Annotated in this window: 13 protein-coding genes; 2 read left to right on the top strand and 11 right to left on the bottom strand. The window is 67.1% G+C overall.

What is annotated here, in order from left to right:
• Window positions 1–180 precede the first annotated feature (180 nt).
• Window positions 181–420 carry an antitoxin gene (locus tag ACFVVM_RS14110; RefSeq protein ID WP_387617426.1) on the top strand — a complete coding sequence of 80 codons (240 nt, stop codon included), beginning with the start codon at window positions 181–183 and terminating at the stop codon, window positions 418–420.
• Window positions 410–817 (top strand): type II toxin-antitoxin system VapC family toxin, encoded by a 408-nt coding sequence (locus ACFVVM_RS14105; protein ID WP_387617424.1) that lies wholly within the window; start codon window positions 410–412, stop codon window positions 815–817. Before ACFVVM_RS14110 ends, ACFVVM_RS14105 begins: the two co-directional genes overlap by 11 nt.
• A gap of 112 nt (window positions 818–929) precedes the next feature.
• On the opposite strand, the gene ACFVVM_RS14100 is transcribed toward ACFVVM_RS14105, so the two are convergent.
• From ACFVVM_RS14100 to ACFVVM_RS14050, 11 genes are all read right to left on the bottom strand, one after another.
• Window positions 930–1352, bottom strand: coding sequence for a hypothetical protein (locus ACFVVM_RS14100; RefSeq protein WP_387617422.1), 423 nt, complete (start codon window positions 1350–1352; stop codon window positions 930–932).
• Window positions 1353–1519: 167 nt separating this feature from the next.
• The gene (locus ACFVVM_RS14095; protein WP_387617420.1) at window positions 1520–2602 is read right to left on the bottom strand and encodes a HigA family addiction module antitoxin; all 1083 of its coding nucleotides are present in this window, start codon (window positions 2600–2602) and stop codon (window positions 1520–1522) included.
• A gap of 24 nt (window positions 2603–2626) precedes the next feature.
• On the bottom strand, window positions 2627–2926 hold the full coding sequence (locus ACFVVM_RS14090; RefSeq protein ID WP_387617418.1) for a type II toxin-antitoxin system RelE/ParE family toxin: 300 nt from the start codon (window positions 2924–2926) through the stop codon (window positions 2627–2629).
• A 203-nt stretch (window positions 2927–3129) separates the two neighbouring features.
• A complete protein-coding gene (locus ACFVVM_RS14085; RefSeq protein ID WP_387617416.1) occupies window positions 3130–4587 on the bottom strand; it encodes a catalase in 1458 nt (485 codons plus the stop codon).
• Window positions 4588–4605: 18 nt separating this feature from the next.
• Window positions 4606–6036, bottom strand: a complete 1431-nt coding sequence (locus ACFVVM_RS14080; RefSeq protein WP_387617414.1) for a DUF1254 domain-containing protein — start codon at window positions 6034–6036, stop codon at window positions 4606–4608.
• 85 nt (window positions 6037–6121) lie between these two features.
• Window positions 6122–7345 (bottom strand): TetR/AcrR family transcriptional regulator, encoded by a 1224-nt coding sequence (locus tag ACFVVM_RS14075; protein ID WP_387617412.1) that lies wholly within the window; start codon window positions 7343–7345, stop codon window positions 6122–6124.
• A 12-nt stretch (window positions 7346–7357) separates the two neighbouring features.
• Window positions 7358–9301 carry an acetoacetate--CoA ligase gene (locus tag ACFVVM_RS14070; protein ID WP_387617410.1) on the bottom strand — a complete coding sequence of 648 codons (1944 nt, stop codon included), beginning with the start codon at window positions 9299–9301 and terminating at the stop codon, window positions 7358–7360.
• An 89-nt stretch (window positions 9302–9390) separates the two neighbouring features.
• Window positions 9391–10239: an HpcH/HpaI aldolase/citrate lyase family protein gene (locus ACFVVM_RS14065; protein WP_387617408.1), complete on the bottom strand. Its 849-nt coding sequence runs from the start codon at window positions 10237–10239 to the stop codon at window positions 9391–9393.
• A complete protein-coding gene (locus ACFVVM_RS14060; protein ID WP_387617406.1) occupies window positions 10236–10718 on the bottom strand; it encodes a MaoC family dehydratase in 483 nt (160 codons plus the stop codon). Before ACFVVM_RS14060 ends, ACFVVM_RS14065 begins: the two co-directional genes overlap by 4 nt.
• Window positions 10715–11875 carry an acyl-CoA dehydrogenase family protein gene (locus tag ACFVVM_RS14055; protein ID WP_387617404.1) on the bottom strand — a complete coding sequence of 387 codons (1161 nt, stop codon included), beginning with the start codon at window positions 11873–11875 and terminating at the stop codon, window positions 10715–10717. The genes ACFVVM_RS14060 and ACFVVM_RS14055 overlap by 4 nt, the downstream gene beginning before the upstream one ends.
• Window positions 11872–13920, bottom strand: coding sequence for an acetyl/propionyl/methylcrotonyl-CoA carboxylase subunit alpha (locus tag ACFVVM_RS14050; protein WP_387617403.1), 2049 nt, complete (start codon window positions 13918–13920; stop codon window positions 11872–11874). The genes ACFVVM_RS14055 and ACFVVM_RS14050 overlap by 4 nt, the downstream gene beginning before the upstream one ends.
• Window positions 13921–13922 lie beyond the last annotated feature (2 nt).

Below are 13922 nucleotides of genomic sequence, written 5' to 3'. Positions count from 1 at the left end.
CCCGATATCACCGCAGTTCATCAGCGCTGAACTGCGGATGTCGCTCGCCCGCTACGCGATGTCGGCTGAGGGTTCATAGATTCTTGGAGAAGTGTACAAGTGTTCACTGGAAACCTCGTTGAGTGAACAATCTTGGTCTATGCCCCTCGGTCGGCGCTAAAGTAGCGCTATAATAGCGCCGTGGCTACGATTCAGATCAGGGATCTACCGGACGAGGACGCTGAGGTGTTTCGTCGGCGGGCCGAGGCCGCGGGGATGTCGTTGCAGGCCTACATGCGCCGCGAGTTGATCGCGACAGCCAGGCGCCGGTCGAAGGCCGAGACCATGGCGGCCATCCGTGAGGCGCTCGAGCGTGACACCAAGCCCGGTGCTGACCGGGACTCGATCCTGGCGGCGTTGGAAGATGCCCGTGGCGAGTGACGAGTATGTCATCGACGCATCGGCGGCATCGACTGCCATCCTGCGTAAAGACGCGGTCGGCAAGGCGGTCGGGCGTCTGATCGAAACCGCGACCTGCCATGCTCCGCATCTCATCGACGCCGAGGTCGGGAATGTCCTGCGGCGCCATGAACGCAAAGAACTCGTCGACCCCGCGACGGCCGCCATCGGCCAGCGCATGCTGGCAACGATGATCGACCGTCGTTACGCCATCCACGGATGGTTGTCCGAGGAGGCGTGGAAACTACGTCACACCATCTCCTTCTATGACGGTCTGTATGCCGCATTGGCTGCGCGGCTCGATGTGCCTCTGCTGACCAGCGACGCGAAATTGAGCAGAGCGCGTGGGCTCCCATGTCGAGTCGAACTGATCGACTGAGGTCGAACCTTCCCGCAACTCCTGCCGCCATTACGTCGAATCGCGCTGGCTCGACATGCGTCCCAACTCCCTCATCGTCGCCATGACCAACGAGCGCTGACCGACCGCACTCCTACTTCACGGGGCGCAGGAAGGGATCGGACCCGGGAGCATGGACGGGCGCCAGCAACGTATCCGGCTTGACGATCTTGGTCCGTGAGGTCATGAAGTCCAGATCGCGGTCATTCGGATAGAACCAGTGAACCGCCTGTACGGGCTTCTGCTCGCGAACGAACAGATAGTAGGCCGCATGCGGTGTGTCGTCACCGTACGGTCCGGGCAGATTCTCCCAGCAGACGGCGGATATGCCGCCGTCCTTGTTCAAGGCATCGGCCTTGGTTCCGGGAAATACGACGATGATCTGGTCCCAGTCATCCTTCAGTCCCGCGGCCCTGGTTACATCCATCATGGAGACGGGTTCGCCCCCGGTCGCTGCATGCCGCGCAGCATTGCGCAGCCCGCTGCCATCGCCGAGAGGTGTTGCCGACGCCTTCAAGTCGAACGTCTCCGAACAGTCTGAGCTGCCCTTCTCTCCCTCTTGGCCGCATCCAGAAGCCCATGTTGCGGCAACCAACACCGAACCGAGAACCAGCCGGGTAATTCTTTGTGCACTCTCGCTCGCGATTTCACTATGCACCAATGCTTGAAGCCCCTAGGAACGAGTCAGCCCCAGGCGGCCAACTGATTACGAACATTAGGCGTGAGATCTCTCAGGTGAGTCCAGGGAAGGATGTTCTTGTGCTGTAGTCGCCCGACGATGAGCCCTGGATGCACACCGAGTGTTGATGCGCGGTCGAGCACGGCCCTCTTCGATATCGGCGGCTCGAGGCCCAGTTGTGGGGGCAGGGCCCAGCGCATCGCCAGCCTGTCGGCCTCACGCTCGGTGGCATTCTCGGTTGCCGCGCAGACATCGGTATCCAAAGTCATGCCGGCACTCAGGTGTCCGAGATGAATATGGGCGAGTTCGTGTAGCAGTGTGAACACGACACTGTCGATGCGGGGCACGCGACCCGAGATCGCGACAACAGGCGTGCCCATATCATCGATATAGGCACCGCCGTCGATCTTTCCTGACTTGAAGTGCGCGACGTAGACAAGTCGGATCCCATAGGCAGCGAAGACTTCCGGCAGTCGCGTGAGCGCTTCGGGGTTTCGCGACAGCGATACCACGTCTGCGGCGAGGTCCGGTATCGCACCGCTACGTGGGACCAGCGATCCGGCTGCCGTGGCAGCTTTCCGGACCGACGCGATCCATGCCAGTTGGGGAGGCGAGACAGGGTCGCTCTCGTTCGATCTACGCGCGGCAAACACGAAAGGTGGCTGCTCGGAGAAGTCGGAGATTTCGAGTAGATCGAGTACGGCAGCTTCTTCGGTATCGATGTCGGCGCCCGGTGGGATCAGGCTGCGCTTGCGCAATTCGGACATGGGGAGTAGTTGCGCCAGTCGTGCTCTTCGCGCAACCACCGCCGTGCGACTGGCATCAGCGGTTCGGGACAACTTCCAAAGTCGGTAGGTGTCCTGCAAGCGAAGCCAGGTTGCGGCCTCAGTATCAGTTGCGGCGGCGATCTCCATCGCGGTCTCCGGCGTGATCTCCTTACGTCCGTTCAGGATCTCGGAGACAGCCTGAGGCGGCCTGCCCAGTATGCGAGCGAATTCGACGACACTCCATTCCCGTGCCTCGAGCTCGTCCCGCAGGTATTCACCGGCCGGAAACGCCTGCGCAGGCAGCCCAGTGTTCTCGTTCATGTCCAGGCCTCCCTTCACGGCATATCAGTGGTAATCGCAAAGCTCCACTATCAGAACTGTGCGGCCCTCGTCATCGGTGTGAAATTTGAGGATGAGGCGCCATTGTCGGTTCAGTCTGATCGAGTATTGACCCTCACGATCACCCTTGAGCTTCTCCAGGTTGAGCGACCGAAAGTTTCGCAACTCCTTCTCGCTGGTCGAGTCCCGAAGGAGTTGGACCTTTTTGCGGAAGGCTCTCACCACCTCGGCGTCCAACCCGCGAATCCGGAATGTCTCATCCATCCACAGGGAGCGAAGTTCGGCCTTCGCGAACTCGAGACGCACTCTGCTCCCCTCTCATCACCCTACAGGTGATGATGAGCATACACACGAGCATTGCTGAGATGAAACCGAATCTCCACCTGCGGTGACGCCACCTTTGCGAGGAGGAATCGCAGCGTGGAGGCGCCCGGGTGATCGGACAGCAATCTGCTGAGGTCAGGGCGAAGCCCGCTTCCTGATGTGTGGAAGCGGGCTTCGGTTGGGGGTCAGGACTGGGCTGCTCGTACCCCCTGTTCGATCCGGTCACCCACTTCGGTGTCGATGTTTCTCCAGTAGTCGAAGGCGCGGACGAGGACTGGTTCGGTTACTCCGTTGAGGAGGTGGCCTACTACGTTGCTGACGAGGCGGTCGCGGGCCGCGTCGTCGAGTACTTCGCGGACGAGGGTGTGGGCTTGGCCGAAGTCGCTGTCGTCGGGGCGCAGGGTGTAGGCGGTGCGGACCATTTCGCCGTCGGTGTGCCAGCCGACGACCGGACCCGAGGCCTTTTCGTCGGCGTGGGGGCCGCCCTTGGAGTTGGGGACGTAGACCGGGTCGGTGACGTTGGTGTAGCGCATGGCGCCGTCCTTGGTGTAGGTGTGCACCGGGGCGGCGTGGGGGGAATTGACCGGCAGCAGGGTGTAGTTGGCGCCGATGCGGTGGCGGTGGGCGTCGGGGTAGGAGAACCAGCGGCCGAGCAGCATCTTGTCGGGGCTGGGTCCGGTGCCGCGCACCGCGTTGCTCGGTTCGAAGGCGGCCTGCTCGATTTCGGTGTGGTAGTCGGCGGGATTGCGGTTCAGGGTCATGCGGCCGACCCGGATGAGCGGATAGTCGCCGTGCGGCCAGACCTTGGTCAGGTCGAAGGGGTTGAAGCGGTAGGTCTTGGCCTCGTCGAACGGCATGATCTGCATGTGCAGTGTCCAGCTGGGGAATTCACCGCTCTTGATGTGCTCCCACAGGTCACGCACGTAGTGGTCGCCGTCCGCGGAGGCGTAGTGGTCGCCCTCTTCCTGGGTGAGGAATTCCACGCCCTGATCGGACTTGAAGTGGTACTTCACCCAGAAACGTTCGCCGCTCGCGTTGTACCAGAGGTAGGTGTGGCTCGAGTAACCGTTCATGTGCCGCCAGGAGCGCGGGATTCCGCGATCGCCCAGCAGCCAGGACACCTGATGGGCCGATTCCGGCGACAGGGTCCAGAAATCCCACTGCATGTCGTTGTCGCGTAAGTTGTTGTCGGCCCGGCGTTTCTGCGACCGGATGAAATCCTGGAACTTCATCGGATCGCGCATGAAGAACACCGGCGTGTTGTTGCCGACCATGTCGAAATTGCCCGCGGTGGTGTAGAACTTCAGCGCGAATCCGCGCGGGTCACGCCAGGTGTCCGGGCTGCCACGCTCGCCGGCGACCGAGGAGAATCTGGCCAGCATCTCGGTCTTCGTACCGGGTTGGAAGACATCAGCGCAGGTGTAGGCACTGACATCGTCGGTGACCTCGAAGATCCCGAAAGCCCCACCGCCCTTGGCATGTGGCTGCCGCTCCGGCACGCGCTCCCGGTTGAACTGCGCCATCTTCTCGATCAGATAGGCATCGTGCAGCAGAATCGGGCCGTCCGGCCCCACTGTCAACGAGTGTTCGTCACTGGGAACCGGAATTCCCGCGTCCGAAGTAGTGAAATTGCTGTCGCTCATGCCATCTCCTAATCGTCGCTACTGCACGGGAACCATCGGTGGTGGAACCCACTTTCCTTCCAGGGCAGCCTCTTGCGGTGCGTAGAGGCGGAGGGCGAGGGAGAAGTCGCCGGAGGCGGGGATGGGCAGCCAGTTGCCGGTGGCGACGGCGGGGCGGGGGTCCTCGTATTGGAGGACGATGTCGACCGAGCCGTCGGCGGCGCGAGTGACCGGCGGATGGTGGCCGACGGAATAGATGTCGGCGGGGTTGGGGATCAGGAAGCCGTCGGGGTCATAGGCGGTGATCGAGGAGAAGGCGTCGGCAGGCGGCCACTGACCGGGGTCGAAGCGGATGCGGTAGCGCAGGGCCCGGCCCTGGTCGTCGACGGCGGGGGCACTCCAGAGCACGGCGTAGAGGACGTTGCGGATGGGGGAGAAGCCGGGCGAACTCATGGTCATCGCGGCTCGGCGCAGGTAGTCGGTGCCGAAGTTGCCGACATCGGTCGGAATCTCCCACCCGTTGACCTCGCGCGAGGTGGGATCGTCCCAGTCGGTGATCCGGCGATGGGCCTGGCGGACCGCCTCGTCGAGGATCTCGGTCGGTTGACCGTCGACCGAACCGCCCGGCTGCACCCCGATCGTGGCCAGCTGCTCGGCCAGCGGGGCGTCGGCGGGTGTGGGCGGCGAGGTCAGCATCAGTCGGCACAGCCGGTTGAGATAGGTGCGCCCGTCCAGCCCCGCGATCCGCTTGACCGGCGGCTCCGGCCCGCGGTCGATCGCGTGCACCCGGCTGACCGTGCTGTCGCGATCCCCGCGCTGCCAGGCGCCCAACCCGATCAGCTTCATCTGCTCCTGGAAGCGGTTGACCTGCGGTGCGTCCTCGACGCCGTTGATCTGGACCCGGCCGACGATCGTCGCCATCGTCGACGGCATGTGCAGCAGCGTCGACTGCTCCGGAGTCGGCCCCGACCACCCCGGCCCGGTGATGACGTAGGTATACGGCGGCCCCTCGGCCCCGGCCGTGATCCGCGGCTCCTTGCTGGTCAGATCGTGCACCGTATTGCCCCAGCCGTCGAGCACCTGGAACAGCCAGTAGCGGTCGAGTTCGACCTCGGGGATCTGCAGCACCAGCGGATCGTCGAGGTTGAGCCAGGCCTGCGAATACACCATGTCGTGGCTGAGCCGGGCCACTCCGCGGTCGAGCGGGTCGGGCAGGACGCTGTGGTCGAGGGTGTTCGTCGCCGCGCTCGCCGCGCGCATCATGTCGAGCATGATCATCGGATAGCCGAAGACGTAGGCGTCGATGGCGCGGGCGAGCACGTCCGGTGGCTCGGTGGACCCGGCCGGACCGAACGGCGTCTCGTCGCCACGACCACACCCCGGCAGGACCACCGCCACGGTGGCCGCCGCGCCGAGACCCAGCAGAGATCGCCTGGTCAGACCGCGGTGGTCGTTCGCGCGATGGCCCATCCACTCTCCGTTCGACGCCCGTCGCCGCCGAGCCTAGGTCCGGCCCGGCGCGCGCCGCCTCACACACAACGGGTGAGATCGCCGCTCAGCCGAGCAGTACCCGCCGCATCAGGAAACCAACCCGGGCCCGGCAGGCGATCGGATCGTCGCCGAAGGCCTGTCCGAGGTCGATCACCATCGCGAAGGCCGCGTGCACCAGGAATCGGGCCTCGGCGGCGGACAGTTCCGGGCGCACCTCGCGGGTCAGGCGTGCCCATTCCTGCACGCTGAGCCGCTGGATGTTGCGCAGCACCGCGCGCTCCTCGGCGGGCACGTGGCCGAACTCGGCGTAGTAGACGACCGCGAGGGCTCGCTCGTCGAAGGTGTCGGTGACGAACTGCTCGATCAGTACGTCGAGCGCGGCGGCGCTGTCGGGTGTGCCCGCGACGGCGGGACCGATCGCGCCGGAGACCCGGTCGGCGGCGCGGCGGAACGCGGCCGCGAGCAGGTCGCTCTTGCCGCGGTAGAACCGGTACACCGCCGAGGCCGCCGAGAGCCCGGCCGCCGAGGCGATGTCCTCCACGCTGACGTTGGGATACCCGTGCTCGTGGAAGAGCTCGACCGCTTTGCGCAGCAGCAGTTCGTGTTTGAACGAATCCGGGATCTCGACCGGCGTCGCCTGTTCCGAAACCGTTGCCGCGGGCGGCAATCCGGCCTCGGACAGCGACATACACGCGGCGCCGAGCAGCCTGGTCAGGCTGCGCGCGGGCAGCGCTGCGTGATGGTCGGCGATGCTGGTGATCACGCCGAGCATGCCGGTGGAGACCAGCCGTAGGTCCGCCGCGGACAGTTCCGGCCGCAGCACCGCGAGCTGTTCGTCGAGTGCGTCGAGCACCGAGGCGAGCTGCTCGTCGAGCACCAGCCGGTCGGCGGGTTCGAGATAGCGGCCCTCCCAGCGCACCAGCGCGACGGTGGCCCGGTTCGCCACCGTCGAACCGAGGAGTCCGGTGAGCATGTGCCGCAACCGCTCTGCCGCGGACTCCTCGCTGTCCGCGACGGCGATCGAGGTGGTGAACGACTGCCCGACCCGTAACAGTTCCTCCCGGAACAGCGCGTACTTGCTCGGGTAGTGCCGGTACAGCGCCGCCGAGCTGATCCCGAGCCCGGCCGCGATGTCCTCCATGCTCACACCGTGATATCCGGCCGCTCCGAACGCCACGGCCGAGGTGGCCGCGATCTGCGCCCGGCGGTTCTTCGGCCGCCGCCGCACACCCTCCCCGGTGACTCCGACCATCGATCCACGTGCCCCACGAGACTCGCCGACATTCATGCTCGAAGTGTATTAGGCCTTGTGGGGCGGGGTGATCCGGGCATACCAGTCGAGCAGGGCCGGGTCGTCGACGGCGCTGCGTTCGACCACGCGGGCCGGGTCGGCGCCCTGGAAGAGCTTCTTGATCGGCACTTCCAGCTTCTTGCCGGTGCGGGTGTGCGGGATGCCGGGGGTCTCGCGGATCTCGTCGGGGACGTGGCGCGGGGAGACCTCGGTGCGGATCGCGGTGCAGAGCCTGGTCTTCAGGTCCTCGGTGAGTTCGGCGCCGGGCGCGAGGACGACGAACAGCGGCATCCAGTAGCCGCCGTCGGGCTGTTCGGCGCCGATCACCAGCGCCTCGGCGATCTCGGGGAACTGCTCGACGACCTGGTAGATGTCGGCGCTGCCCATCCGGATGCCGTGGCGGTTGAGGGTGGAATCGGAGCGGCCGTGCACGACGATGCTGCCGTGCTCGGTCAGCGTGATCCAGTCGCCGTGGCGCCAGACGCCGGGGTAGGTGTCGAAATAGGCGTCGTGGTAGCGCTTTCCGTCCTCGTCGCGCCAGAAGCGCACCGGCATCGACGGCATCGGCTCGGTCACCACCAGTTCGCCGACCTCGCCGCGCACCGGCGCGCCCTGCTCGTCGTAGGCGTCCAGGGCGACGCCGAGATACGGCGCCGACAGCTCGCCCGGCCACACCGGCACGGTCGGCGCGCCGCCGATGAACGCCGACACCACATCGGTGCCGCCGCTGATCGAGTTCACCTGCACGTGCTCGCCCGCGTTCTCGTTCAGCCACAGCGCACTCGACACCGGCAGCGCCGAACCGGTGATGCCGACGGTGCGCAGCGCCGAGAGGTCGTGGTCGGTGCGCGGTACGGCGCCCGCCTTGATGCAGGCGAGCACGTAGCCGGGACTCGTGCCGAGCACGGTGGCGCCGACTTGAGCGGCCAGGCGCCACAGCGCATCCGGTGAACCCGCGGTCGGGCTGCCGTCGTAGGTGACGATGGTCGAGCCGGTGAGCAGCCCGGCGACCTGGAAGTTCCACATCATCCAGCTGGGGCTGGTGAACCAGAAGAAGGTGTCGTCCGGCCCGATATCGGATTGCAGCGCCACGGCTTTGAGGTGTTCGAGCAGTACGCCGCCGTGCCCGTGCACGATGCCCTTGGGCAGGCCGGTGGTGCCGGAGGAGAACACGATCCACAGCGGATGATCGAAGTCGACGGCGGTGGTCTCGATGATGCCGAGATCCGCGTCGGCCACCGTGTCCGCCCAGGGCAGGGCATCGGGGACGTCGAGTCCGAGCTGGAAGACCGCGACCGTCGCGCGCAGGCCGGGCAGACCGTCCTGGAGGGCCGCGATGTCGGCGCGCTTGTCGTGGTCCTTGCCGCCGAATCGGTAGCCGTCGGCGGTGACCAGCACCGTCGGATCGAGCTGACCGAGCCGGTCCAGCGCGGCCTTCGCCGAATAGTCCTGTCCGCAGGCGCTCCACACCGCGCCGATGCTCGCGGTGGCGAGGAAGGCGACCACCGCCTCCGGGATATTGGGCAGATAGCCGATCACCCGGTCGCCTGCCTCGACGCCCTGTTCGCGCAGGGTGCGGGCGAAGACGGTGACCTGCTCGATCAATTCGGCCCAGGAGATCTCGCGCGGTTCGGCGTCCTCGCGCAGGGCGATGATCGCGGGCCGGCCCGGCTGGGCCATCCGGATGATCTGGTCGACGTAGTTCAGCCGGGTGCCGGGGAACCACTGCGCGCCCGGCATCTCCCGGCTGCCGAGGACCTCGCCCGCGGTCTCACCGAGCGTGAAGTAGTCCCACAGTGCCTGCCAGAAACCGGCGACATCGTCGACCGACCACTGCCACAGCGCCTGGTAGTCGGGGTATTCATCGCCCGTTCGCGCGCTGACGAAGGCGGCGAAGTCGGTGATCCGTGCCGATGCGATGTCCTGCGCGGTCGGTTCCCATTGCGGTTGCACCGGTTGTCCTCCTCGTACTGGGTTGCGCGGGCCGGAACTGCCCGGTCGATGATTACCCCGGCGCGCGAGCCCTACGCGACGGGTGGTGCTCAGCCGAGCGGCTCGGCCCGGCGCACGATCCGCTCCGCGTGCCGCAGCACCGGCGCGTCGACCATGCGCCCTTCGAACGCGAAGACGCCCCGATGGTTCGGTACCTCGGCGAGCACCCGGCGTGCCCAGTCGAGTTCGCCGGGATCGGGGGCATAGCCCGCGCGGATCACCGGGACCTGGCTGGGATGGATGGCCACCTTGGCATCGAAGCCGACGGCCACCGCGTCGAGTGTCTCCGCCGCGAGGCCATCCAGGTCCTTGATGTCGAGATACACCGAGTCCAGGGCGAACCGGCCGAAGGCCTTGGCTGCCAGCAGACTCGTCGCGCGCACGTGCCGGGCGACATCGCGGTAGCTGCCGTCGGCGTGCCTGCTGGAGTTGCCGCCCAGCCCGGCGACCAGGTCCTCGGCACCCCACATCACGCCGATCGCATTCTCGGCGGCGATCGAGTCGGTGACCCGGACCGCGCCCAGCGGGGACTCGACCAGTGCGATCACCTCGTAGCCGGTCAGGCTCCGAACCTGCTCGGCCGATTCGCATTTGGGGAGCATGACGCGGCGGTAGGCGGTCTGCGCGAGGGCGGCCAGGTCGGCCGCGTGCTCGTCGGTGTCGGCCGCGTTCACCCGGATGACGGTGTGCTGCGGGTCGAGTGGGGTCTCGAGCAGGGCCTTCCTTGCCGCGTCTTTGTCCGCGGCGGCCACCCCGTCCTCGAGGTCGAGGATCACCACGTCGGCGGCTGCGGCGGCCTTGGCGAAACGCTCGGGACGGTCGGCGGGGCAGAAGAGCCAGGCCGGTCCGGTGGGTTCCCAGGCGCGCGGACTGTCTCCGGTCATCGTCATGCCGCTCATGCCGGTGGCGCCTTCCTGACCAGCGTCTGGCGAACCGCCGTCGCCACGATCACGCCGTCCTGGTTGCGGGCGGTGTGGGTGAGGCTGACGATGCCCTCACCCGGACGGCTCTTGGACTCGCGCTTGTCGGTGACCAGCGTTTCGGCGTACATGGTGTCGCCGTGGAACAGCGGGGCGGGCAGCGACATCTCCGAGAAGCCGAGATTGGCCACCAGCGTGCCCTGGGTGAGCTGGGCGACCGAGAGTCCGATCAGCGTGGACAGGGTGAACATCGAGTTCACCAGCCGCTGGTTGAACGGCGGCTGCGCGTCGGCGAAGGCGGCGTCGAGGTGCAGGGCCTGGGTGTTCATCGTCAGCGTGGTGAACAGGACATTGTCGGCCTCGGTGATGGTGCGGCCCGGCCGGTGCTCGTAGACCGTGCCGATCTCGAACTCCTCGAACCACAGTCCCCGCTGCACCACACGACGGGACTCGCTCACAGACCCAGCTCCCGTGCGATCAGCATCAGCTGCACCTCCGTCGTGCCCTCACCGATTTCCAGGATCTTGCTGTCACGGTAGTGCCTGGACACGGGGTACTCGTTCATGAAGCCGTTGCCGCCGAAGATCTGGGTGGCGTCGCGGGCATTGTCCATGGCGGCCTCGCTGGCGACCATCTTGGCGATGGAGGCGGCCTTCTTGAACGGCTTGCCCGCCAGCATCAGCGCGGCCGCGTCGTAGTAGGCGGTGCGGGCCACGTGGGCGCGCGCCTCCATCCGGGCGATCTTGAACGCGATGGCCTGATTGCGGCCGATCGCCTGCCCGAAGGCCTGCCGCTCATTGGCGTAGCGCACGCTCTCGTCGACACAGCCCTGCGCGGCGCCGACGGCCAGCGCGGCGATGGCGATGCGGCCCTCGTCGAGGATCCGCAGGAAGTTGGCGTAGCCGCGGCCGCGCTCGCCGAGCAGGTTCTCCCGCGGCACGCGCACATCGGTGAAGCTGAGCGGATGGGTGTCCGAGGCGTTCCAGCCGACCTTGTTGTAGGCGGGTTCGGCCACGAAACCCGGGGTGGAGGTCGGCACCAGAATGGTGGAGATCTCCTTCTTGCCCCCGTTGGTTCCGGTGACCGCGGTGACGGTGACCAGCCGGGTGATGTCGGTACCGGAGTTGGTGATGAACTGCTTGGCGCCGTTGATCACCCAGCTCTCGCCGTCCTCGATCGCGGTCGTGCGGGTGCCGCCCGCATCGCTGCCCGCGTCGGGTTCGGTGAGGCCGAATCCGGCCAGCGCCTGCCCGCTGGTGAGCTGGGGCAGCCATTCGGTCTTCTGCTTGTCGTCGCCGAAGCGGTAGATCGGCATGGCGCCGAGCGAGACACCGGCCTCGAGGGTGATGGCCACGCTCTGGTCGACCTTGCCGAGCTCCTCGAGCGCGAGACACAGGGCGAAGTAGTCCCCGCCCATGCCGCCGAACTCCTCGGGGAACGGCAGGCCGAACAGGCCCATCTCGGCCATGCCCGCCACGACCTCGTACGGAAAGCTGTGCTCGGCATCGTGTTTCGCCGAAACCGGGGCGACGACCTGCTGGGCGAAATCGCGCACGGTCAGGGCGAGCTGGCGGTACTCGTCCGGCAGGGATCCGGTCGACAGGTAGTCGGTCATGCTGGGGTTCCTTCGCGTTCGGTGTCCGCCGCGGCGGCGGCGTTGTCGGGATGGGCGAGCACACGGACCAGCACCTGGTCGAGTTTCACCTGCGCGCCCGGCTGGACCAGCAGCTCGATCGTGCCCGCGACCGGCGCGGTGAGCGCGTGCTCCATCTTCATGGCCTCGATGACCACCACCGGGTCGCCGACCGCGACGGTCGCGCCGTCGGCGACCGGGGCCGCGATCACCGAACCCGGCATGGGACTGCGGATCTCGGCGTCGCCGACGTGTGCGGCATCGCCACGCACGCTGGCCTCGGCCACTTCGCGCAGTACGGCGACGCTGCCGCCGGTGCTCACCCACACCTGGCCCTCGGCCTCGGCGACGCGATGCACGCGCCGGAGTCCGTCCACGGTGAGGGTGAGGCGGTCGCCGTGCAGGGCGGCGGTGAGCGAGCGGCTGTCGGCGCTGTCGGACGCGAGTCGCACCGTCGCGGATTCCGGTGTGCCCGTGAGGTACACATGGCGCACCTGGTCGCCCGCCGCGAGCCGCAGCACGGTCGGTGCCGGTGCGCCGAGCCGCCAGCCCGAGGGGACCGACCACGGGTCGGCGCTCGTGGCGGGCCACCGGCGCAGCCAGTGATAGGTCGCGGCGGCGATGAATTCGTCGTCGGTGACGGTGGCGGGCCGGAAATCGGCGACGCGGCGGTCGAGCAGGGCGGTGTCGAGGCGCCCGGCCTGGACGTCGTCGTCAGCGAGCAGGAAGCGCAGGAACTCGATATTGCTCGTCACCCCGAGCAGCACGGTCTGGGCCAGCGCGCGATCGAGCGCGGCGAGGGCATCGGCGCGGGTGTCGCCGCGAGCGATCACCTTCGACAGCATGGGGTCGTAGTCGCTGCCGACCACGGTGCCCTCGGCCAGACCCGAATCCACCCGCACGCCTTGGCCACTCGGCTCGTCGAGCGCGAGCACCGTGCCGCCGGTGGGCAGGAAGCCGCGACCCGGGTCCTCGGCGTAGACGCGCGCCTCGACGGCGTGCCCGACCAGATGGATTTCGTCTTGGCTCTTGGCCAGCTTCTGTCCCGCGGCCACCCGCACCTGGCATTCCACCAGATCGACACCGGTGACCAGCTCGGTCACCGGATGCTCCACCTGCAGCCGGGTGTTCATCTCCATGAAGAAGAACTCGTCGGGCCGGTCGGCGGAGACGATGAACTCCACCGTGCCCGCACCGACATAGTCGACACTGCGCGCGGTATTGCAGGCCGCGGTGCCGATCCTGGCCCTGGTCTCGGCGTCGAGCAGCGGCGATGGCGCTTCCTCGATCACCTTCTGATGCCTGCGCTGCAAACTGCATTCGCGTTCGCCCAGATGCACCACATTGCCGAACTTGTCGGCCAGGATCTGCACCTCGATGTGCCGGGGCCGGGTGACGAACCGCTCGAGGAACAGGGTGTCGTCACCGAAGGCGGCACCGGCCTCGCGGCGCGCGCTGACCAGGGCGGCGGGCAGATCCTCGGCCCGCTCGACCCGGCGCATGCCCTTGCCGCCACCACCGGCGGAGGGCTTGACCAGCACGGGGTAGCCGACTTCGGCTGCGGCGGTGACCAATTGCTCGTCGGTGAGGCCGGGTTCGGCGATGCCGGGAACCACGGGAACGCCGAACGCGGTGACCGTGTTCTTGGCGGTGATCTTGTCGCCCATCACCTCGATCGCCTTCGCGGGCGGACCGAGGAACACGATGCCCGCATCGGCCAGCGCGGCGGCGAACGCCGAATTCTCCGACAGGAAGCCATAACCGGGGTGCACGGCCTGCGCGCCGGAGCGCACGGCGGCATCGACGACCTTCTCGATCGACAGGTAGCTCTCGCGCGCGGACGCCGGGCCCAGGCGCACCGCGACATCGGCTTCGCGCACATGACGGGCATCGGCGTCGGCATCGCTGTACACCGCGACCGAGCGAATACCCATGGCGCGCAAGGTCTTGATCACGCGCACCGCGATCTCGCCGCGATTGGCGACCAGGACGGTGTCGAACTCGACGGGGGTGGAGTTGTTCAGCATGT

The organism is Nocardia sp. NPDC058176 (genome assembly GCF_042883805.1).
Taxonomy (GTDB): domain Bacteria; phylum Actinomycetota; class Actinomycetes; order Mycobacteriales; family Mycobacteriaceae; genus Nocardia.
Note: the sequence above shows the minus strand (reverse complement) of the source record. Positions and strands in the feature narration are given on the sequence as shown.

Excerpts from the sequence above, each read along its gene's own strand:
- ACFVVM_RS14080 (WP_387617414.1), bottom strand. The coding sequence starts at position 6,036 with ATGGGCCATCGCGCGAACGACCACCGCGGTCTGACCAGGCGATCTCTG.
- ACFVVM_RS14050 (WP_387617403.1), bottom strand. The coding sequence starts at position 13,920 with ATGCTGAACAACTCCACCCCCGTCGAGTTCGACACCGTCCTGGTCGCC.
- ACFVVM_RS14075 (WP_387617412.1), bottom strand. The coding sequence starts at position 7,345 with ATGAATGTCGGCGAGTCTCGTGGGGCACGTGGATCGATGGTCGGAGTC.
- ACFVVM_RS14095 (WP_387617420.1), bottom strand. The coding sequence starts at position 2,602 with ATGAACGAGAACACTGGGCTGCCTGCGCAGGCGTTTCCGGCCGGTGAA.
- ACFVVM_RS14085 (WP_387617416.1), bottom strand. The coding sequence starts at position 4,587 with ATGAGCGACAGCAATTTCACTACTTCGGACGCGGGAATTCCGGTTCCC.
- ACFVVM_RS14065 (WP_387617408.1), bottom strand. The coding sequence starts at position 10,239 with ATGAGCGGCATGACGATGACCGGAGACAGTCCGCGCGCCTGGGAACCC.
- ACFVVM_RS14055 (WP_387617404.1), bottom strand. The coding sequence starts at position 11,875 with ATGACCGACTACCTGTCGACCGGATCCCTGCCGGACGAGTACCGCCAG.